The following is a 20079-nucleotide window of genomic DNA, read 5'->3' as shown; positions in this document are numbered from 1 at the left end:
GGCTATTTTAGCTACACGCTTTCTTGACCCTCAATCCTTCAGGAGAAACATATGAACAAAGGTATATCCGTTGCACTACTTATCGTTGGAGTTCTTTTGATTGTCTGGGGCGTGAGTGCCTTTGATTCCGCAAGTTCAGATGTATCGCAAGTACTAACAGGTTCGCCCACTAACAAAGCCATATGGCTATTGGTCGGCGGCATTATTGCAGGCGTGGTTGGGTTATTTGGTGTGTTGCGTTCGGGAAAGATAGATTGAAAGTGGCAATCCTGTTACCTAATTTATAGCCAAATATTTTTGAGAATTTTTAAGGAGAAATAAAATGACACTAGGAACAATACTGTTGGTGATTCTGATTCTGATGCTGATTGGCGCGATTCCAACGTGGCCACACAGTAGGGAATGGGGCTATTTCCCCAGTGGTATCCTTGGGACAGTGTTGCTGATCTTACTCATTCTGATGCTGTTGGGTCGAATATAGTACCCGCATTTGATTGCGTAGAAAGCATAAAATCAAAGTAATGACAGATCGTACCTCCGGTTGGTTCTGTGTTTTATGCAGAGAACCAGAAAGAGGTGCTTCTCGTAATCTTTAGCGAATATGAATGAGAGAAAATGAATTGCGAGAATGTTGGGAAACGATTGAGTGAAACATAACTACATAGTCAGTGGAAGAACTACTGCTGTACCGAATGATGTCTGCTGTATCGACGTATGGCGTAATTGAATTCCTGATTCAGCAACTGTGTCACCTTAGTCGGTGGGTGTGGTCTGTACTGTGCACCACGAACACATGGGACGTAATATTCCTACCTATCCGGGTGTTAAAAAACCGACGAATTAGAGAACATGAAATATATCCGTCAGATGTCTTGCAAGACATCTTTTATCTGTATATTTCATGAATTACATTGCGCTCACTTACTTATTGTTTCTATAGAGAATTTGTTTGATTCGGCGCATGAATAACTACATCACTTTCTGGAAAATCCCTCTTTAACAAATATCATGCACGAGCATTCTGCCTATTTAAATATCACTCAGTTTGAATACATACCAACCTGCCGCACTTAAACCTTTAGGAGAATCCCATGGGCCGCACCGTCGCCGAACAATTGGTTGAAATGCTCAAGGCTGCTGGTATTCGTCGCATTTATGGCGTCACTGGCGATAGCCTTAATTTCTTCAACGATGCTCTGCGTCGAGATGGCAGTATTGACTGGATTCACGTCCGTCATGAAGAAGTCGGCGCCTATGCAGCGATGGCTGAAGGCGTGCTTGGTGGGATGGGTTGCTGCGCTGGCAGCTCCGGGCCGGGCCATGTTCACTTGATCAACGGTCTCTATGACGCCCATCGCTGGGGATCTCCGGTATTAGCATTGGCTTCGACCATTACTTCTGAGGATTACGGCACTGAGAGCTTTCAGTCCACCGACCTGCACATGTTCGACGGATGCAGTCATTACAATGAGGTGGCGACGACACCGCAGCAATTGCCGCGAATGTTGCAGCAGGCGCTTCAGCACGCATGGAATCGTAAGGGTGTGGGGGTGTGCGCTTTTCCTGGTGATCTAATGACGTGTAACGCCGAGGAAAACGCGCTGTGTGCTGACTTGTATCGGCCACAGCCGGTTATGATCCCTTCCGATACTGAGATTCAGCTATTGGCGGAATTGATTAATAGTTCCGAGGACATTGGAATTTATGCAGGCGTTGGCTGTGCTGATGCTCGTGTAGAGGTAATTGAATTGGCTCGCCTTCTCAAGGCTCCGATGGCTTATACGCTTAAGGCCAAGATGATGTTGGAATACGATAATCCTTACGCTGTCGGACTGACGGGTTTGCTTGGCAACAAGGCCGGTGCTCGCGCCATCACAGGTGGCAAGCTGTTGCTCATGCTCGGTAGCGATTTTCCGTGGAAGGAATTTCTCGATAGCTCGATCAAAATCGTACAGATCGATACCAAGCCAGAGCGGCTTGGGCGGCGAGTTGCATTGCACATGGGTCTGTGCGGTGATATTGGCCCCACGTTGCGGAATTTGTTGCCATTAATTAATCCTAAGGTAAAAGATGTTTTTTTAAATGCCTGTCTAGCTGACTACGCCGAAGTGGAGGAAGATCATCGCGTACATGCCGCCGATCCTGGCGAGGAAAACCTGATCAAACCCGAATTTGTCGCCGCAATGATTGATCGTCTAGCCGACGACGATGCCATCTTCACTGCGGATACCGGCATGAGCACGGTGTGGGCTGCACGCTATCTGCACGGCAGCGGAAAGCGCACGCTGATGGGTAGTTTCTCGCACGGATCCATGGCCAATGCTATGCCGCAATCTATCGGCGCCGCGCTGCACTCACCCGAGCGTCAAGTCATCGCATTTTGTGGCGACGGAGGTATTTCGATGCTTATGGGTGATCTGATGACTATTGCCCAATATAAACTGCCGATAAAACTGATTGTTTTTAACAATCATAGTCTGGGCATGGTCGAACTGGAAATGCAGGTAGCAGGCTTGCCCGACTGGCAGACTAAGATGATCAATCCCGATTTTGCGATGGTGGCTGAGGCTTGTGGTATCCGAGGTTATTCGGTCACTAATCCAGACAAACTGGAAAATACTCTCCAAGAGGCGTTGTTACACAATGGTCCGGCTTTAGTCGATGTTTTTACCAATCCGCATGTGCCGACTCTGCCGCCGCATACTTCGATCGGCGTAATGTCCCGTTATATACAGTCACAGGCCAAGCTGGCGCTGGGAGGTCGGATGGACGAAGCCTGGGATGCGTTTAGGACCAATATCAAATATATCCGAGATCTGTGATATACCAATTAAGTAACTCTCAATGCTGCGCAGAATTCATTTGGCCGATTGGCTTTAACCCAGCAGCGGCAACGCAGATAGTTTGGGTTGCTAAGACGAGATGTAAATCAATTCCATATTAAAGTTGAAATCTTGGGACACGATTAGATTAATACAACCAATCGATCCAAAAATAGGAGCCAGAAATGAGTGAGAAAATCTCAAACGAAGTGTTTCGAAAGGAAAGCTGTCCATGGGGTAAGAAAGCGGTCAAATTGCTTGATGAGCATGGCATAGATTTCAATGATCATGTCTTTAACTCTGTGAAGGAAGAAGAAGACTTCAAAACAAAGTGGGGAATTGATACCACTCCGCAAATATTTTTAAATGGTGAACGAATTGGCGGATATTCAGAGTTGGCAAATCACTATGATGCAAAAGCTGATCACAAGCCGGAAGAGACGTCATACGTTCCTGTCATCGCACTTTTTAGTGTTGCCTTGCTCATGGCAATATTCACCCAAAACATCATGTATAGTTTTATGGGGTATTCCTTGTGTCTATTGGCGTGTCTTAAGTTGATGGATCTGGATAGTTTTGTAGAAGGCTTTAAAAAATATGATTTAATCACCAAATCATTGCCGTTTTATGGAAAAGTCTATCCCTTTGCCGAATTAATTGCCGGGCTTGGTTTTTTAGCGCCGCAGTATTTGTATATTACAGGGTGGTTATCCTTATTCGTCGGTATCACAGGTGGTGTTTCAATTTTTAAAGCTGTTTATATCGATAAAACAGATTTAAACTGCGCTTGCATTGGCGGTAACTCTAAAGTACCACTTGGAGCAGTCAGTTTCTCTGAAAATGCGATGATGGCATTTATGGGTGCGTGGGTATTGACAGCTCAGATTTAGAAAAAGAGACATTAATGGAGTCTCTGAATAACTCAACTTTATCATTCCAAACGTAATGAGGAATCTTTGGCAATCAACAGCATAGATTTCTCGCTATGCTCGAAATGACAGTTATTCAGAGGTTCCTTAAAGTTAGTATAAATGTAGAAAACTAATCAATTTTTTAGACAATGGTGAAGTTTGTACTAATGCAATTGGACATCTTGAACAAGATCAATTTACTTCCCCGAGTAATTGTTCTCTCAGTTATCGCTTTTGCCTTTCTAGGAGCCTGTCGGATTTAAGCAATCGTAGCGAGCCGAGTGGGAGAGCGAGTGCAGATTTTTTCAATTTTGAAGCGCATAGCGAGACTATGCAATGAAAAATTGAGGAAATATGAACCGCTATCCCATTGGCGTAGTAGATTGACCTTAAGCCCGACAGGCTCCTAGCGTTTACGATAACTGAGCTTTGTCAATTAAAGATAAAAAACATTATTGACCGCTAGTTGGTCTTGGATTAGAAGGACTTACTGAATTCATTCCCGGTGCGCTACTGGGGGGAATTCCAGGAGAGCTAGGAATGTTTGAGTTTACTCCTGTAGGATCGTTTGGATTAACCATAGCAGGGTTATTTAGATTGGGTACAGCAGGGGTGTTCTGTTTTGAACTAGATTGTGACTTTTGTGCTGAATCCGTATTTTCAGTAATATTCGATGATAATGAGGTTTGTGCAACTGCAGATGTACTCAATACGAAAACAGCACTGAAAATAAGTGGTAGTGATATTTTATTAAATGGAATCATGATATTAATCCTTGATGCGCTATGAATGAATTTGTATTATGTCTGACGGCGTTTTCAACGTCGGTTCGTTCTCCCACACATAGAGGGAGAAAAAAAACTATAGTTCTTCGATATGAAACATACCGTCCGACAACGTGAAGTTTTGCTCATCATCAGCTTCAAGCAGTGGAATATCTTCCGGGTATGCAATTTTTGGGTTATAGAAGTTCTGATTACTTGATTCGGTTACGCTATTGTTATCTTCATGGAAAGTCATAGCAGCAGCCCTCTTTTATGAGTTGATGAGCTTTCATAATGCAATATATATCCATGTTGAATCCGTACGGTAGAGCACATAGGCGCTCCGGGCAAAAAAAATCCCAACCGATCAGGGTTGGGATTTCAAATGGCGGCGGGAATCGAACCTTGGTCTCTTGCTAATAAATCAACCATTTAGTGTTTTCCTGTGTTATTTTTGTGTCATTTCACGACAATTCGTGAGTCTTAAGCAGCAGCATGTGCTATTAGTAATTAGGTCGAAGCTAATTTGCAAGCACTATTAAAATTACTGTTATATAGTCAATCATCATTCACATGCAAAGTTTAATATAAACTCAGACTTTCAAGTTTAAATGAATCATCTTAATTGATTCTAGCAATATATAAAAGATTGTCTTTTGCTCTCTTTATGCTTCTTTGTTTAGTTCCATCAATATCGCCACTTTCTTCTGCAGATGCCATGTCTTTGAGCATTTTTTTACATGCTTCATGGAATTTAGTCCTCTGGGGACCAGACAGCTTTTTGTAACACACGTCATAAAACTCTTTATATCTTTCTACCTGTCTAAATTTATAAACATCATTATCTAACCCACAAAGTAATCTATGGGCTTTATCAAACTTATCGTAAATTTTTGCGCCATCACTTTCATCCATAGCAATAAGAATTAACAATCTGGCTTGCTGTGTATCTATGTTACTTGTATGATAATTATCTCGTTTTTCTGCTAAAGCATATGCTTGATCCAGGAAACTCTGAGCTTTTGAATATTCCTTGAAGGTAATATTTGCCATCCCATATTGAAGCCAAAAGTGCGGGTCTTTTATAAGCCACGGCACTGAGATTTTTAAATCCTCGTAATATATTTTTAGAGTTCCCTTTTTATTGGCATCTGGTAGTAATCGCTCGACAAAAGAAAATTTTAGCATTGATTTAAAAATTCGTTCTTGCTCAAAATCCTTTTTTATATTTGAATGGGAATTAAAATGCTTAGCTATTTTTTGAAGTTGCTCAGTAATATATGAAGCTGAAAAATGGTTTCTTATTAAAGACAAACAAAAAAGGCTTGATTTTGTTAAAACTTGACGATCTGACAGTTTAAACAATTGCTTAAAATCTTCATTCTGACGCAGTAAAGAGCTATAAATATCATTGCTGGCAGCAACTTCAGAAACTAAACTAAAACTCGGTTTAAGATCTAATACTTCAATAAGGGCAATTGAGAATATCGTATTTTTATGCTCTTGGTTTTTTATTATATTAACTAGAAGAGATGTAATTCTATTTTTTATTTGAGGTGCGTCGAGTAGAGCTAAAAGCGATAAGGAAAATTGGAAAGAATCTTTTTGTTTTAAATGATCTATTTTTCTGTCATGGGATAATCCGGCCTTTTCTCCCCACATCCCAATATTATCTATGATGTCTATGAATTTTGATGCTTCTTTATGAGATAGTGTATCTATATTTATTTCATAAAACTGAAAGTGTATTAACTTTAGCTCAGATCTGAGCCTCTCATGTTCTGATGTTCTTGCAGAGGCAATAATATTTATATTGCTTGGAAGAGTTGCAGAATAATGCTTAATTAGATCAAGATAGCGCTCATACCCATCAAGAATGATTACAATTTTTTTATTTGATTTACTGAGTTCATCGAAATCTCCAATATAATCAGCTTCCCAATCCACGATATCGTAAACATCAATAGAATTGATTGTAAAGTGAGACTTTATTTCTCTTAGTAAGATACTTTTTCCATTTCCAAGATCGCCATAAATGACAGTGTTTACACCTTTTTTTATGAATTCTAAAATATCGGAGACTTCATCGCGGACAACTAAATATGGAAATCTTTGTTCTCCACTGATGCCATTGTCAATATGTACATCGTCAATATCGCCATACAAAAGCATGGTTTCAACATTAGAATCTCTGATTTCTTTAGATTCATTTGATAATTCATAAAGATTTAAAGCTTGTAGATAGTGCTCTCTATTAGTGTGCTCAAAATTATGAGCATACTCATGAATGATTTTTGAGAAGCCTTTAACTCCAATTGGAACTATCTTTCCAAACTTTGATAAAGTAAAAACTGATTTAGAATCAGGGTTCTCTTGTATAATAAAATATACTTTTTCTTTAAAGGTTTGATTCTCAAATAATAATTTCTGGATTTCCACGTCATACATAGAATATCCAACAAAGACTACTGCACTGCTTCTTTCCAAATCCTTTTTGAAATAATAGAACCAATCTGACTTTGTAAATGAATCTGCAGAAATGTAAGAAGATGTGGATAGCTTAAAGCTATTTTCTAGTGAGTCTTGAGTAAGGCTGTCTATTGAACCATTCAAATGAATACATAAACCATCACGCTTATAATATTCTTGTGTTTGATAATTTATATCAATACATTCAACTACTTTTCCTGATTTTGCAGAAGCAATTTCTATACATTTATCGTAATTAGTTGTATAGAATCTTCTCCAATTTAATTTACATATATTTATATGTTCGTCAGATACTTCGTTTAGAGAGAATTTCTTTTTTAGAAAAGTAACTAATTTATCCTTATCTCTATTTTCTAGATAGTAGTCCGCAGCATATCTAAGATCATCTTCCTTATCAAACTGACCTAAGTGGCATATTTCAGTAGCTAATTTTTTAGCAAGTGGGGGTTCTTCATTGTCAATATTTTTGGTTTCCTTTGAAAATCCAGCACCTGTGAATAAGATAGCTTTCCCTGTTAAAATTTTACTAATGAGTTCCTCTGTGTCAGGTTTTTCTTTTTTTAATAGATTTTTATCTATATCAATTTTCATCGTAATTCTTCAAAGTGAGCTCAATATAGAGCAGGCATATTTAAATTTGAAATGGAATAACTATGCTGGTTTAATATAACTTGTTGACATTTTGAAGAATACCTCATGTGGGGCTCTAAATCAAAGATCGGAATGCCACATACACAAGCGCATTTTAGAAATTACCGATTTTACATCAGATTAACATTCTGTCTGCGTAAGGCATTCAGTTTAGAAATACGCAAAAAAGAAAACTAAATCAAGTCCCTTCTTATTTCATAATTTAATTAGAATTATTAGGTGTTTCTTAAACGATATGCGTTTGAGTGGGTTGTTTTATTAGAGATTCAGCAGGAATACCCAGTTCTTGATGTAGTTTCCAAATCATTTTAAGTGTCAGGGAACGTTTCCGGTTTAGAACTTCATACACTCGATTGCTCTTTCCAATCATCGGTTCTAGGTCTTTGACTGTTAGCCCTTTCTGCTCCATTTCAAATTTGATGGCTTCAACAGGATCAGGTAGGTCAAGCGGAAAGTGTTTGCGTTCATAGGCTTCGATCAACGTAACCAGAACATCCAGTTTTTCACCTTCTGGCGTGTTGGGTTCTGCCATCATTAGTGTTTCAACTTCCTTTAATGCCGCACGGTAATCGGTGTCGGTTTTGATTGGTTTGATGTCCATAATCAGAGTTGTTTCCGGAATTAAATAGTTTGTGCATCAATTTGATCATATTGGGCATGGGTGCCGATGAAACGGATGTACACGACGCTATAAGCATAGTTAATCCATACCACTAGCCGGTATTTATTCCCGGCAATATTGAATACGACTCTGCCGTCTTTGAGGATACTGGCATTTTTGAAATCTCCTTTCACTTCTGCGGGAGTTGCCCAGTTAGCCTTTAATGCATGTCTGTACCAAGCAAGTGTAGGCTGAATTGCATTGGCGTAAGATGGATCATTTTCCCAGAATGTTTTCAAAGTCGATAGAGCGATGATTCTCATGGGTGAAATATTAGTCCCATTATGGGACTTTGGCAACTATCTTGATGGAGGAATCCATTGTCCATAAATCTTTATGATCTGCCCCCAATCCTTATGTCCCATTTGCTGAGCAACCCAAAGCGGATTTTCGCCTCTTGAAAGCAGTGTAGATGCGAAGGTGTGACGTGTTTGGTAAGGATTGCGGTATTCAATGCCAGCTTTTTTCAGTGCCGGAGTCCAAACATTTTTACGTATCGGCTGATCGTCTTTCCAGGAGTTGTTAGTGCGGGGATCATGGAAAACAGTATCATTGAGTTTCTCGGTATAGGTCTGCTGATTGAGTAGGGCTTCTCTGGCTTGCGGCTGAAGTGTGACTTCCCTTTTTCCTGATTTTGTTTTGGTTTCTTTCAATTGACCGCGGACGCAAGCGGTTTTGACAAATATCCGGTTTTGCTCAAGATCAACATCTTGCCAGCGCAAGGCAATCAGCTCGGAAGTGCGCAGCCCTGACCAAAAGGCAAACTGAATCAGGTTTTTTTCTTGCCCAGTCAGTTCATTCAGAATTTTGGTGACTTCTTCTTGTGTGAAGGGTTTCGGCTCTCGGGATTGTGTCGGGAGGTTCTTTACCCTTTCCAGCGGATTTTTGTCAATGATCTCATCATGGTACATTTCGTCATACATTTGACGCAGCGGGGTAAGAACGTTACTTTTGCGTTTGTTGGAGCGGGGCAGGTTATTCAACCATTCCTTGATCATGTTAGCAGTCAGCTCAGCAATGGTAATCTCACCAAAAGCTGGAATCAGATGGTGATAGATGGCGCTGTTATAGTCTTGTAGCGTGCTTGTCTGGAATCTGCTTTGGTTACGCTGTAACCAGCTTTTTAAACCTTCGCCGATGGTGTAACGATCCGGGCGAGTTTTGCGAAGCTCTTTTGCCTTCTTGCTAAAGGGAAAGTGTTTAAGATAATCAAAAGTGCCGATTTTGATTTCGTACTTGATAGATTGCAGTTTAAGCGCCAGTTCCTTTTGTGCGGTCTTGGTTGGGGGAATAGGGAGAGTCTCCCGACAACGTACACCCTGATAGGTGAACGCGATCTGGGCACTATTGCCGCGGATTGTTATGCCCCGATTCCCTCGATCCATGCGTAAGCTGCCTTGGTTTTGATGAAGATTCTGCCGTTTGGTGCTTTATCCCAGTGAATTTTCTTTAGCCATTGTCCTTTCTTTATATATTGACGAATGGCTTCTTCAGTTAAGCCGGTCAATTCAGCAAATTTTTTGATGGTGACCAATATATGTTCGGAGTGATTCATTTCTTTTCCTCCTTATCCATACCGGCTACATGATCAGCTACATGACGTTCAACTTCAGATTGATTATCAATCTTGCCTTTGTCCGCTACTTTGCGCTTTCCCATTACTACCGCCCAGAAACTGCCGAGTTTTTCAGTAATGGCATAGCCAATACTTTTTTTCCGGCCAAGCTCGGTTATTTCCGGACATACATTTTTGAACTCAATGCCGAGCACTTTTTCATAGATGCGATAAGTAGCAGGGTTGTGCAGTAACTTAAGAACTCGCCAGCCAAAATACTGACCTAAAATCAGTGCACCGAGAGCGCTTTCTAAAGTGGTGCCTACACCCCTGAATTCCTTCATATGTTGTAGAATGGTTTGTTCGTCTTCTTCGCTCAGAACAAGTAGTCTTTTTGGATTGTCTGTCATAACAAGTAGTGCCTCTCATGATTAATATTGTTCATGATCGTACACTACTATTTATGTCAGTCAATATGACATTTGTCCTATTTATCTAAAAGTTTTACTTGCGCATAGAATTCCTCTTTGGTGAATTGCCGCATTTCATTGTGAAACTTGATGACAATCTCAATCTGATCATTAAGTGTCAATACGCCGCAGATATGGCCAATTTGCGTGATACTGAGTTTTTTGCCCGGTTCTGGTGCATCCTTTTTGAGAACGGCAAGGCGGTAAATTAAAGAAACTGCTTCTTCAAGATCGAATGTATTCATCATGTTTTTTCTTATGTCTTTTTTAGTGTTGAGTTGGGTATTCATGGATAACCTCCTGATGATGAAATGGGGTTGGTACAGTTATTGATACAAGTCCAAGAGAAACAGCTCCGGCGTGACATTGCGTGCGCTCGGCTTGCGCCTCGCTCCTTAATGTCACGTCCTCGCTGTCGACTTTGAAAAGCGTCCAAACATGCTTGCGGGTACTTAAATTCATTCCTTTCCAAACGATACCGGCAACCCGAAGTGGGGCAGTGTCGCCATAGCGCCCAATGAGCGGTGAATAAACTTCTTCGGTTAGTGGATTGAGTTGTTTGCTCTCGTCGTAGAATGGTTTGATTGCGTGTGAGCGGTGCGGGGTTTCAGGGTTACCCATTGCCAGCATGAAGGCTGCCCAATCGCTCGCCGTTGCGGATCGTCGGATAGCTTCAAGTTCCGGGTCGTCGGCTTTGTCCAGTTTTCGTAATTGCCGCCAGACGGTAACACTTGGGCCGCCAATTTGTTGGAACTGACGAATGCCCCAGGTATTCGCCCAAGCGGTGATGCGCTCGGATGCTTTTACGGCATCATTGCCATACAAATCTTGATCCAGCGCATAACCATCAATATTCTTGGCGATGTACTTGGCAATGTAACCCGCAGCCGTGCCTTTTTCTGGATCAATGGCAACGGCTTTGAAGCGATGTTCTTGTGCACCGGGTTCATTGCCACTATCAAGAAGTGCATAATGGCGCATAACACTCCGCACAGCTTCCCGGTGTTTGTCTGGCATGAATAACAGCAAATGCCAATGCGGGGTGCCGTCGTGATGCGGTTCGACTACACGGAAGCCGTAAGGCTGGATACCTTGGCGATGCAATTCAGCGCGTATCAAAGACCACTGATGCGTTAAGTATTCATGCGCTTGTAATACAGTGGTTTCGTCATAACGTGGATTGATTGCGCCATGGTGCAGACAAGCATGCATGCGGGAAGGGGTGGTAAGAGTATAGAACTCACCGACATGACCCAGATGATCAGCCACCATTTCAAACCCTCGGATGCGTACCATCAATTCAGCACGGCGAATTGCTGGATTGGATACCGAACGATCGGCTAGGTTTTGCAGGGAAAAAAGCTCACCATTTTCATTACCTACAAAGGTAGAGGCCAGATAGAGCCGGTTTCTCTCCTTTTGCTTACGCTTAACATGAATGGTGTAATCGCTGGCATAAGTGCCACGGAGGCGGCTGACCAACTCGATATTTCTGGAAATGGTTTCAATCTTGCGCAGTCGTAGTATCTGGATTCTACGATACCACCAGCGATGGCAGCACATTCGATTCAAAGCCGGTTCTAAGTTATCGCCTTTGATGGATGGTCGTTTGACTTGGTAGTGATCGACGACCCGCAAACAGGCTTGATAAGCATCAGAAGGAGACTGCGCGCGGTTTCGTGCCAGATAGCATTTTTCAGCGAAGCACTTGGCGGCATTGAGCAGTTCTTCAGGATCAGCGCATAGATTCAGGTCTTCAATGCGCAATTGATCATGAATATCGATTAATGCATGGTTTGCTTGTTCGAAGCTGGATCGTTCAGCCGTTTTGACATAGTGAGCCGCTAAGTCTCCCGCAATTGGGGAAAGCTCAGTGAAAATGTGTTGCCGAATCCGGCGGCATTTTTCTGTTCCATACGCTTCAGTGAGATTATCGGCATAAATGACTTGTGGCAAATTTGTGTCATTTTTGTGCCACAACCGAGGCCTTTGGAGACCAGCCGAGACTAAAGGGGGATTTGTGATACTTGAACTAAGACCCTGTTTTATATGGGTCTTAGTTGGTCTTGAGTGGTCTGGATTAGACCGCTTATTGGTGGAGACGGCGGGAATCGAACCCGCGTCCGCAAGCCCTCTACAGACAGTTCTACATACTTAGCCATGTTATTTAATTTAACCTGGCATTCGCCAACTGGCGGGCTAATGACAAGCGAGTCACCTTGCGTTTAGTGTTCTGCAAAGTGACCCTGCAGAACACGATCCTCGTTAGTGACTCTGCTGTCTGTTGCCAGACCCGGCGTTGAGGCCCACCGGTGCAGAGGCTAGCCGTATTAAGCGGCTAAAGCGTAGTTTTCGTCGTTTGCGACTATTTTTTTTCAGATGGATTTACGAGGTAGACTGATCCTCGGTATGCCCTGCGCTGCTTTGCAACCCACGTCGAAACCAGATCGTCCCCGGTATTCGTTTTGGTAGTGTATAGGATGGTGTTGAAACCAGAAAGTTCAAGTCCTATATGTGGGTTATTCTAACAGAATTAATACGTGCTTCTTTAGGGGGATCTCTAAAAATCCAAATTTTGTCACAACACCATGTTGCTTACAAAAAATGTTTCCTTACATATCAGTTATATGTTGCGTCACCATTTTTTGCTCGGACTTTGTTTTGTTTAAGCCCTGGGTTTTTAGAGGCGCCCTTTACAGATAATTCAGTAATTCTTTGGGATGATCGATTAGATGCCGGGCACCCCAGGTTTCGGGCGGTTGATCGTTACCCAAATAGCCATAGCGGGCAACGATGGGTTGCATGCCTGCCGCCAGACTGGCTTGGACATCGCGGATATCGTCTCCCAGATAAATGCAGTGGGCGGGTGAGATGGCTATTTTGTTGCTGGCGGTCAGTAGTGGTTCCGGGTGTGGTTTGGTATTGGTGGTTTCATCGCCGCAAATGACGCAGGCAACCCGCTGAGCCAAACCGAGCAGTTCAATCAATGGGTGCGCGAAACGTGCAGGCTTGTTGGTTACAATGCCCCAAGGTAGATTGCGTGTTTCCAAATGATCCAGCAATTCATCAACACCCGGAAACAAGCAAGTGTCGTGGCATAGGCGCTGTGTATAGAAATCAAGGAATTCATCGCGCATGGATTCATAGTCATTGTCACCCGGCTTGATATTGAAACCGAGTCCCAGCAATCCCCGTGAACCGGCTGATGCCTGGGTGCGGATCTGTTCAATGGGCAATGCAGGCATGTCACGTGCAATGCGTTGCCGATTAAGGGCATGGCCGAGATCGGGGGCGGTGTCAGCCAGCGTGCCATCAAAATCGAAAAGGACTGCTTTAATCATTGGTCAGAAATTAAGTGGTGAAAATTACGTTGTGCTGGGGAATTTACGGAAGCTTTGAATAACTCATCTTTGTCATTCCGAGCGCAGTGAGGAATCTTTGCGAATCAGAAGCATAGATTTCTCGTTATGCTCGAAATGACAATTATTCAGAGGCTCCTTAAATTAGCTGCGATAAGCCATGATGTAGTTAACGTCGGTATCATCTTCCAGTGCGTAGACTTTGGTGATTGGGTTGTACGTCATGCCGATCAATTTTTCATCCGTCAACCCCGCATTTCGTGCCATGCGTGCAAGTTCGGATGGTTTGATAAATTTGGCGTATTCGTGCGTGCCGCGCGGCAGCAGTTTCAATACGTATTCAGCACCAATGATGGCAAACAGATAGGCTTTCGGGTTGCGGTTGATGGTTGAGAAGAAAACCCATCCTTTGGGTTTGGCTAGCTGAGTGCATGAGCGAATAACGCTCATTGGATCAGGTACATGCTCGAGCATTTCCATGCAGGTGACTACGTCATAGTGTTGCGGCTGTTCTTTCGCCAAGGATTCGACAGTAATCTTGCGATAATCAACTTGGTGACCACTTTCCAGCAAGTGTAGCTTGGCAACCTTGAGCGCTTTATCGCTGAGATCAATACCGGTTACATGAGCGCCTTTGGATACCATGCCTTCGGATAAAATGCCGCCGCCGCATCCGACATCCAGAACGGTTTTTCCTTCCAGTCCATCGACCAATTCATCAATGTAATTAAGGCGTAATGGATTGATTTCATGCAGCGGTTTGAATTCACTGTTCGGATCCCACCAGCGGTGCGCAAGTTGGCTGAATTTTTCAAGTTCCAGCGGATCAGCGTTAATGCCGTCATTTTCCATTTGTGTTCCTTTATGCGGATTATCTTGATGTCGTGGCAATACGTTCTTGCCAGTAAGCTGTACGATATTGCAGTTCAAACGGGTTCAGTGTAGTCAATTCTTTATCGTCTAGTAACATTCTACCATTTACCCATACATGACTCACTTGCTCGCGGCTTACTGTGTATACCAAATGTGAAGCTGGATCATAGCAGGGCGTGAGATTCAGGGCGGAAAAATTGATTGCTGTGATATCAGCCGCTTTTCCAACGGCTAAAGAACCGGTTATTTCGCCTAATCCCAAAGCATTGGCACCATTCAGAGTGGCCATTCTGAGTGCTTGATGCGCAGGTAAGGCATCGGCTTGGCCACTGGTTGCTTTTGCCAGCAATGCCGCCTGACGCATTTCTTCAAACATATCCAAGCGATTGTTACTGGCTGCGCCATCGGTGCCGAGGCCAACATTCACGCCCTGATTTAACAGTGCAGGAACCGGTGCAAAACCACTGGCAAGCTTCATGTTGGATGAAGGGCAGTGTGCAACACTGCAGCCATATTGATGCACGAGTTTAATTTCATGGTCTGTCAGATGCACCATATGCACCGCAATCAAGTTTGGACTGAGCAATCCTAATTGATGCAAACGTTCAATCGGGCGTACACCGTTGGATTCCAGATTGATGCGGATTTCATCCTGGCTTTCGTGTAAATGGGTATGGATGGGGGTATTGAGTTGCTCTGCGTAAGTCAGGATGCTGCTAAAAGTTTTATCGCTGACAGTATATGGCGCATGCGGGGCAAAACAGAAGGAAAGCAGCGGGTGCTGGTGATATTGATCACGTAATTTCAGTCCCTTAGCCAGATAATCATCAGCGTCACTGGCATAGGCAGTTGGAAAATCAATCACAATCATGCCGATCGCAGCGCGCATTCCTGAGTGGATTACAGCCTCAACACAAGATTCCGGAAAGAAATACATGTCATTAAAGCAGGTGATGCCGCCTTTGATCATTTCCGCGCAGGCAAGTTGAGTGCCATCCAGTACAAATTGGGCATCAACATGTTGTTTCTCGATCGGCCAGATGTGTTTGTTGAGCCATTCCATCAGGGGTAAATCATCGGCAAATCCACGCATCAGTGTCATGGCCGCGTGGGTATGCAAGTTGATGAGGCCCGGGATCAGCGCATGATCGTTCAGTGTAATTGTTTGCTGGGGTTTGTAACGCAGTCTGGCTTCGGATATCGGCAGAATAGCTTTGATGATTCCTTTGTCTACTGCAATTGCGTGTTGATTCAGTGTGATTTCAGCCGGTTCAATGGGAATAATCCATTTCGCTTCTATTACGGTGTCGATTTCTAGCCGGTCATTCATGCATTATGCAATGTGTAGAAAGTAAAAAGCCCTGCGCATTATGGCAGGGCTTTTTAGAGAAAAATTAACGATACCGCTTATTTTGTACCTGCTACTTCGATTTCAACGCGGCGGTCTGGTGCGAGGCAATCAATCAGTGCTTTGGTTTTTTTCTCACCAACACAACTGTTACCCGTTACTGGGTTTGCTTCACCTTTGCCATCGACAAAGACACGGCTAGGCTCTATGCCTCTTGAAACCAGATGGGCTTTGACTGATTCAGCGCGGCGAACAGAGAGTTTTTTGTTGTAATCATCGGATCCAATGCGATCTGCATAGCCGACAGCAATGATGAGGTCATACTTAATACCTTGAATGGCACTAACAAACTCATTCAATGCTTGGATACCATTTGGTTTCAATGTTGCACGGTCGAAATCAAATAACGCATCTGCAGAGAATGTAATCTTCTCAGGAGCTGTTGTGGCTGCCGCTGCTGCTGGTGCCGCTGCTGCTGGTGCTGCAGCAACTTCGGTTTTTTTAGCCAGATCCGGATCGCATTCAGGAATAGCCATAGCAGGTGTCCAATACCCAGTATGCCAGCATAAACCGGTTGTGTTTCTGGCAACTACGCCACGATCATCAACGCCATAAGCTTCCGGTTTTTTTACAGATCGATCTTGATCATACTGATCAATACCTGCTGCATGTGCCAAGACAGCACCAGAAAACATTGCTGGTATAAGAACCATTCCAATAAGAGTATTTTTGGCTGATATTTTTTTCATGATGTTGTCCTTTTAATGAAAACTATGTTTCTAAGAGTTCTGGTGGTAATGCAGAAATTGCTTTACCAATACAATTGAAAGTCTTTACTATTCTACTACTTCATGCTTATAAGTGTTCAATTATCAGTTTGTTTGCTTATTGTCTCAAATTAATGTGTGGTTTAATTGCAACAAATATATGCTATAAATCTAAGTAAAATAGAATTAATGAGCTAACATGTCTGAATGGTCAAGAATCAGTTTCTTTACGGAGATAGCCGCACAGTGATTAAAAATGACTGTTTGCATTCTGTCTTAGTATTAAAATCGAGTCAAAGCCGGTGAATTATTGATCTATCAGACGTAAACTGTCTGTCTGCCTAGGAAAGCTCTGACCAAGTTGATTACGTTCGTAGTTCGACGGCTCGCTACGAACGTAATCAACAATTTTGCCTTTCATCCTAAGCCTGTCGAAGGATTTGGTCAGAGCTTCCCTAGATTGTAAAACTTTACAAATAGATTTACTTGCAAAGAAAGCTCATCATATCACTATTTAACTGCGGGAACTCTTAGGCATGGCAGATGAAACGGCAGCTTTAACCTTGTCAGCACAGAATCTGTCTCGTAAATATGGCCACCATACAGCGGTACAAAATGTGAATGTCGAATTAAGGCGCGGGGAAGTGTTAGGGTTACTTGGGCCGAATGGCGCGGGTAAAACCACGACGATGCGTATGCTGACGGGTAATCTTGCGCCAAGTGCCGGCAGTATAGAGATTTGCGGCATCGATTTGCTGGATAAACCCCGAGAAGCCAAATTGCATTTAGGTTTTTTACCTGAGATTCCACCGCTTTATCATGACATGACCGTCGATGAGTATTTGCTGCTGGCTGCTCGATTACATCGTATCAACAAGCAAGCGTTACAATCTGTGTTGGATAATGTGAAACAACGTTGTGGTCTGGAAGTTCAAGGCAGGCATGTGATTGGCACATTGTCGAAGGGATTTCAGCAACGCGTGGGTATTGCGCAGGCTATCATTCACAGCCCGGACGTCATTATTCTTGATGAACCAACGGTAGGTCTTGATCCTAATCAAATGCGTGAAATTCGCTCGCTGATCCGGGAGTTGGGTGTATCCAGTAGTGTCATCTTATCAACGCATATATTGTCTGAGGTAGAGAGCATATGTGACCGGGTGCAGATAATGCATAAAGGTAGCGTCGTATTTGATCAAACCATGGCCGAATTGCAGCAGCAGGGTACCAGTCTGGAAGCGGTGTTTACGCAACTCACACAGTGATGAAAGAACAGGAATCTTCAAAATGATTGTTACCATTATCCGTAAGGAATTGAGCATGTTGTTCATCTCTCCTTTGGCCTGGATACTGCTGGCTTTGATACAACTCGTGCTCACCTGGGTTTTTCTGGTCCGTCTGGATGCATTTCTGGAGATACAGTCTCAATTGATGCAGATTGCTAATCCCCCGGGAATTACGGAAATCATTATTTCCCCTATGTTTGCAATGGCAGCCATTATTTTATTGATGGTTACGCCATTATTATCCATGCGTTTGCTGGCTGAAGAACGACGGAATCACACACTGACATTATTGATTTCAGCGCCGGTTTCCATGACGGATATTGTGCTCGGTAAATTTCTGGGCCTAATGGTTTTCTTTTTGGCTGTAATTTCCCTGATAGTTGCACTATCTATTTCATTACGCCTTGGCGGTGCGCTGGACTTTGGCTTATTACTCAGCAATACGCTAGGTTTATTTCTGGTGACTGCATGTTTTTCTGCGTTGGGTCTTTATATTTCCAGCTTGACGGCACAGCCTGTCATTGCCGCGATTGGCACCTTGGGCGTGTTGTTAGGATTGTGGATGATCAATCTGGCTGCAAGTGAAACAGATGGATGGTTACAATATTTTTCTTTGCTGAAGCATTTTGAACAGTTTAATCAGGGTTTAATTGATACCTTGAGTATCGCTTATTTTATTTTATTTATCGTTACCTTTCTGGTGTTAACGATTCGCCGCCTGGATGGGGAGCGATTGCATGGGTAAGCTTAAAAGTTACGTAAATGATTACGCTGAATAAAAAATTACGCTGGCATCACTTGATACAAAATGGCGTATTTGTCATTTTGCTACTGTTGCTGGTTATTTTGTTGGGCTATCTTGCAGCACAAACCCGGTTGCAATGGGATGTTAGTCAGAATGGCCGTAATAGCCTGAGTGAGGCGAGTGTTGAGATACTGCAAAAATTGCAAGGGCCGGTTCAAGTGACGGCTTATGCCACTGAGCAACATGCGCAATTGGGAGATATTCGCAAGATTATTGCCGACTTTGTGGCACTTTATCAGCGTGTAAAACCAGATCTTTCTCTGGCCTTTATTGATCCGGTGGCGCAACCTATATTGACGCAGGAAGCGGATGTTCAGGTTAACGGTGAGATAGTAATCAAGTTTAATCAGCGCGTTGAGCATCTCACAGCCATCAATGAACAGGCATTTTCCAACGCATTGATGCGATTGGCGCGCGCTGAAGACAAACTGATCGTGGCATTGAGCGGTCATGGGGAACGCAGGCTTGATGGGAGTGCCAACTACGATTTAGGGGAATTTGGCAGGCACTTGCGCACAAATGGCTTTAACAGCCAGCCATTGAACCTTGCCATTGAGCAGGATATTCCCATGAATGCAAGCATGTTGATGATTGCTTCTCCACAGACCGACTTATTACCGGGAGAAGTAGATAAGTTACTGAATTATGTCGACCAAGGTGGCAACCTATTATGGTTGGTTGATCAGGAATCGTTGCGCGGACTGTTACCCTTGACAGAGATGTTACGCTTAACACTCACTCCGGGCGTTGTCGTTGACCCTCAGGCAGAACAGCTTAAAGCGCCGGTTACATTTGCCTTGGGTGCTATTTATGGGCAGCACGTCATTACCGATAATTTTGACTACATTACGGTGTTTCCGTTTGCGCGCCAGATAACGATTGATGAAAGTGAAGAATGGAGCAGCGTTTCACTGGTTGAAGCGGCGCAACAAGGCTGGGTGGAGACCGGTGATCTGAATGACGTGATTAATTTTGATCAAGCCGATGATGTGGCCGGTCCAATCAGTATTGCAGTGGCATTGACGCGCAATATTCAGGATCGCGAGCAACGCATTGTTGTAGTAGGCAGTGGACATTTTCTTGCCAATACTTATTTGGGAAACGGCAGTAATTTAGATTTTGGTATTAATCTGATTAATTGGCTTACCGGCGATGAAGAGCTGATTGTGATTCAGCCGCGTGCAACATTGGACAGTAATCTAATTTTAAGTGAATCGGACTTGACTTTAATCGCGGTTGTTTTTCTTGTATTGTTGCCGGTACTATTTTTGGTGAGCGGGACTTTGATTTGGTGGCGTCGCCGAAGAAAAATATAAA

The 20079-nt window shown here is 43.2% G+C and carries 21 protein-coding genes and 1 other RNA gene; 8 read left to right on the top strand and 14 right to left on the bottom strand.

Translation table 11 applies throughout. The features are described 5' to 3' along the window. The first annotated feature begins 51 nt into the window (after nt 1-51). The 5 genes from NIT79A3_RS13070 (at nt 52) to NIT79A3_RS13050 (ending at nt 4522) form a co-directional block, all read left to right on the top strand. Nucleotides 52-258 (top strand): DUF3185 family protein, encoded by a 207-nt coding sequence (locus NIT79A3_RS13070; RefSeq protein ID WP_013966659.1) that lies wholly within the window; start codon nt 52-54, stop codon nt 256-258. Nucleotides 259-322: 64 nt separating this feature from the next. Next, complete coding sequence (locus NIT79A3_RS18360; RefSeq protein WP_013966658.1) at nt 323-481, top strand: DUF3309 family protein; 159 nt, start codon at nt 323-325, stop codon at nt 479-481. A 610-nt stretch (nt 482-1091) separates the two neighbouring features. Beyond that, a complete protein-coding gene (locus NIT79A3_RS13060) occupies nt 1092-2822 on the top strand; it encodes a ubiquinone-dependent pyruvate dehydrogenase (protein WP_013966657.1) in 1731 nt (576 codons plus the stop codon). A gap of 185 nt (nt 2823-3007) precedes the next feature. Further along, nucleotides 3008-3712, top strand: coding sequence for a glutaredoxin (locus tag NIT79A3_RS13055; RefSeq protein ID WP_013966656.1), 705 nt, complete (start codon nt 3008-3010; stop codon nt 3710-3712). A gap of 561 nt (nt 3713-4273) precedes the next feature. Then, a complete protein-coding gene (locus tag NIT79A3_RS13050; RefSeq protein WP_013966655.1) occupies nt 4274-4522 on the top strand; it encodes a hypothetical protein in 249 nt (82 codons plus the stop codon). Between the two features lie 72 nt (nt 4523-4594). Here NIT79A3_RS13050 and NIT79A3_RS18835 read toward each other — a convergent pair whose 3' ends face one another. The 14 genes from NIT79A3_RS18835 to NIT79A3_RS12990 form a co-directional block, all read right to left on the bottom strand. Next, a complete protein-coding gene (locus NIT79A3_RS18835) occupies nt 4595-4753 on the bottom strand; it encodes a hypothetical protein (protein ID WP_013966654.1) in 159 nt (52 codons plus the stop codon). A 365-nt stretch (nt 4754-5118) separates the two neighbouring features. After that, nucleotides 5119-7578: an SIR2 family protein gene (locus NIT79A3_RS13045; protein ID WP_013966653.1), complete on the bottom strand. Its 2460-nt coding sequence runs from the start codon at nt 7576-7578 to the stop codon at nt 5119-5121. A 286-nt stretch (nt 7579-7864) separates the two neighbouring features. After that, the gene (locus NIT79A3_RS13040) at nt 7865-8239 is read right to left on the bottom strand and encodes a transcriptional regulator (protein WP_013966652.1); all 375 of its coding nucleotides are present in this window, start codon (nt 8237-8239) and stop codon (nt 7865-7867) included. Between the two features lie 20 nt (nt 8240-8259). After that, entirely contained in the window at nt 8260-8562 is a 303-nt protein-coding gene (locus tag NIT79A3_RS13035) for a type II toxin-antitoxin system HigB family toxin (RefSeq protein ID WP_013966651.1), read from the bottom strand. A 36-nt stretch (nt 8563-8598) separates the two neighbouring features. Continuing rightward, nucleotides 8599-9684 (bottom strand): site-specific integrase, encoded by a 1086-nt coding sequence (locus NIT79A3_RS13030; RefSeq protein ID WP_013966650.1) that lies wholly within the window; start codon nt 9682-9684, stop codon nt 8599-8601. After that, nucleotides 9660-9854: a MerR family transcriptional regulator gene (locus NIT79A3_RS13025; protein WP_013966649.1), complete on the bottom strand. Its 195-nt coding sequence runs from the start codon at nt 9852-9854 to the stop codon at nt 9660-9662. Before NIT79A3_RS13025 ends, NIT79A3_RS13030 begins: the two co-directional genes overlap by 25 nt. After that, nucleotides 9851-10264: a hypothetical protein gene (locus NIT79A3_RS13020; RefSeq protein WP_013966648.1), complete on the bottom strand. Its 414-nt coding sequence runs from the start codon at nt 10262-10264 to the stop codon at nt 9851-9853. The genes NIT79A3_RS13025 and NIT79A3_RS13020 overlap by 4 nt, the downstream gene beginning before the upstream one ends. A 77-nt stretch (nt 10265-10341) precedes the next feature. After that, nucleotides 10342-10614 (bottom strand): hypothetical protein, encoded by a 273-nt coding sequence (locus NIT79A3_RS13015; protein WP_013966647.1) that lies wholly within the window; start codon nt 10612-10614, stop codon nt 10342-10344. Continuing rightward, complete coding sequence (locus tag NIT79A3_RS13010) at nt 10592-12280, bottom strand: replication endonuclease (RefSeq protein WP_348225626.1); 1689 nt, start codon at nt 12278-12280, stop codon at nt 10592-10594. Before NIT79A3_RS13010 ends, NIT79A3_RS13015 begins: the two co-directional genes overlap by 23 nt. A 137-nt stretch (nt 12281-12417) precedes the next feature. Continuing rightward, nucleotides 12418-12779: a transfer-messenger RNA gene (gene ssrA / locus NIT79A3_RS18355) on the bottom strand. Between the two features lie 238 nt (nt 12780-13017). Further along, nucleotides 13018-13665 (bottom strand): HAD-IA family hydrolase, encoded by a 648-nt coding sequence (locus NIT79A3_RS13005; protein WP_013966645.1) that lies wholly within the window; start codon nt 13663-13665, stop codon nt 13018-13020. 162 nt (nt 13666-13827) lie between these two features. Then, nucleotides 13828-14535, bottom strand: coding sequence for a bifunctional 2-polyprenyl-6-hydroxyphenol methylase/3-demethylubiquinol 3-O-methyltransferase UbiG (gene ubiG, locus NIT79A3_RS13000; RefSeq protein WP_013966644.1), 708 nt, complete (start codon nt 14533-14535; stop codon nt 13828-13830). A gap of 19 nt (nt 14536-14554) precedes the next feature. Further along, entirely contained in the window at nt 14555-15886 is a 1332-nt protein-coding gene (locus NIT79A3_RS12995; protein ID WP_013966643.1) for a TRZ/ATZ family hydrolase, read from the bottom strand. 77 nt (nt 15887-15963) lie between these two features. Continuing rightward, on the bottom strand, nt 15964-16653 hold the full coding sequence (locus NIT79A3_RS12990) for an OmpA family protein (protein WP_013966642.1): 690 nt from the start codon (nt 16651-16653) through the stop codon (nt 15964-15966). Between the two features lie 554 nt (nt 16654-17207). On the opposite strand from NIT79A3_RS12990, the gene NIT79A3_RS12985 reads away from it, so the two are divergent. From NIT79A3_RS12985 to NIT79A3_RS12975, 3 genes are read left to right on the top strand one after another with little or no spacing between them, the layout of a single operon-like run. Beyond that, nucleotides 17208-17936 carry an ABC transporter ATP-binding protein gene (locus NIT79A3_RS12985; RefSeq protein ID WP_013966641.1) on the top strand — a complete coding sequence of 243 codons (729 nt, stop codon included), beginning with the start codon at nt 17208-17210 and terminating at the stop codon, nt 17934-17936. A gap of 22 nt (nt 17937-17958) precedes the next feature. Next, entirely contained in the window at nt 17959-18702 is a 744-nt protein-coding gene (locus tag NIT79A3_RS12980; protein WP_013966640.1) for an ABC transporter permease subunit, read from the top strand. Nucleotides 18703-18719: 17 nt separating this feature from the next. Next, nucleotides 18720-20078, top strand: a complete 1359-nt coding sequence (locus NIT79A3_RS12975; protein WP_013966639.1) for a GldG family protein — start codon at nt 18720-18722, stop codon at nt 20076-20078. Nucleotide 20079 lies beyond the last annotated feature (1 nt).

The sequence above is a fragment of the Nitrosomonas sp. Is79A3 genome (assembly GCF_000219585.1).
Classification (GTDB): Bacteria; Pseudomonadota; Gammaproteobacteria; order Burkholderiales; family Nitrosomonadaceae; genus Nitrosomonas.
The sequence above is the reverse complement of the archived record's forward strand: the minus strand, read 5'-3'. Positions and strand labels throughout refer to the sequence as shown.

What these genes read in the sequence shown, in the direction of transcription:
- NIT79A3_RS13070 (WP_013966659.1), top strand. Translation starts at nt 52, where the DNA reads ATGAACAAAGGTATATCCGTTGCACTACTTATCGTTGGAGTTCTTTTG.
- NIT79A3_RS18360 (WP_013966658.1), top strand. Translation starts at nt 323, where the DNA reads ATGACACTAGGAACAATACTGTTGGTGATTCTGATTCTGATGCTGATT.
- NIT79A3_RS13060 (WP_013966657.1), top strand. Translation starts at nt 1,092, where the DNA reads ATGGGCCGCACCGTCGCCGAACAATTGGTTGAAATGCTCAAGGCTGCT.
- NIT79A3_RS13055 (WP_013966656.1), top strand. Translation starts at nt 3,008, where the DNA reads ATGAGTGAGAAAATCTCAAACGAAGTGTTTCGAAAGGAAAGCTGTCCA.
- NIT79A3_RS13050 (WP_013966655.1), top strand. Translation starts at nt 4,274, where the DNA reads ATGTTTGAGTTTACTCCTGTAGGATCGTTTGGATTAACCATAGCAGGG.
- NIT79A3_RS18835 (WP_013966654.1), bottom strand. Translation starts at nt 4,753, where the DNA reads ATGACTTTCCATGAAGATAACAATAGCGTAACCGAATCAAGTAATCAG.
- NIT79A3_RS13045 (WP_013966653.1), bottom strand. Translation starts at nt 7,578, where the DNA reads ATGAAAATTGATATAGATAAAAATCTATTAAAAAAAGAAAAACCTGAC.
- NIT79A3_RS13040 (WP_013966652.1), bottom strand. Translation starts at nt 8,239, where the DNA reads ATGGACATCAAACCAATCAAAACCGACACCGATTACCGTGCGGCATTA.
- NIT79A3_RS13035 (WP_013966651.1), bottom strand. Translation starts at nt 8,562, where the DNA reads ATGAGAATCATCGCTCTATCGACTTTGAAAACATTCTGGGAAAATGAT.
- NIT79A3_RS13030 (WP_013966650.1), bottom strand. Translation starts at nt 9,684, where the DNA reads ATGGATCGAGGGAATCGGGGCATAACAATCCGCGGCAATAGTGCCCAG.
- NIT79A3_RS13025 (WP_013966649.1), bottom strand. Translation starts at nt 9,854, where the DNA reads ATGAATCACTCCGAACATATATTGGTCACCATCAAAAAATTTGCTGAA.
- NIT79A3_RS13020 (WP_013966648.1), bottom strand. Translation starts at nt 10,264, where the DNA reads ATGACAGACAATCCAAAAAGACTACTTGTTCTGAGCGAAGAAGACGAA.
- NIT79A3_RS13015 (WP_013966647.1), bottom strand. Translation starts at nt 10,614, where the DNA reads ATGAATACCCAACTCAACACTAAAAAAGACATAAGAAAAAACATGATG.
- NIT79A3_RS13005 (WP_013966645.1), bottom strand. Translation starts at nt 13,665, where the DNA reads ATGATTAAAGCAGTCCTTTTCGATTTTGATGGCACGCTGGCTGACACC.
- ubiG (WP_013966644.1), bottom strand. Translation starts at nt 14,535, where the DNA reads ATGGAAAATGACGGCATTAACGCTGATCCGCTGGAACTTGAAAAATTC.
- NIT79A3_RS12995 (WP_013966643.1), bottom strand. Translation starts at nt 15,886, where the DNA reads ATGAATGACCGGCTAGAAATCGACACCGTAATAGAAGCGAAATGGATT.
- NIT79A3_RS12990 (WP_013966642.1), bottom strand. Translation starts at nt 16,653, where the DNA reads ATGAAAAAAATATCAGCCAAAAATACTCTTATTGGAATGGTTCTTATA.
- NIT79A3_RS12985 (WP_013966641.1), top strand. Translation starts at nt 17,208, where the DNA reads ATGGCAGATGAAACGGCAGCTTTAACCTTGTCAGCACAGAATCTGTCT.
- NIT79A3_RS12980 (WP_013966640.1), top strand. Translation starts at nt 17,959, where the DNA reads ATGATTGTTACCATTATCCGTAAGGAATTGAGCATGTTGTTCATCTCT.
- NIT79A3_RS12975 (WP_013966639.1), top strand. Translation starts at nt 18,720, where the DNA reads ATGATTACGCTGAATAAAAAATTACGCTGGCATCACTTGATACAAAAT.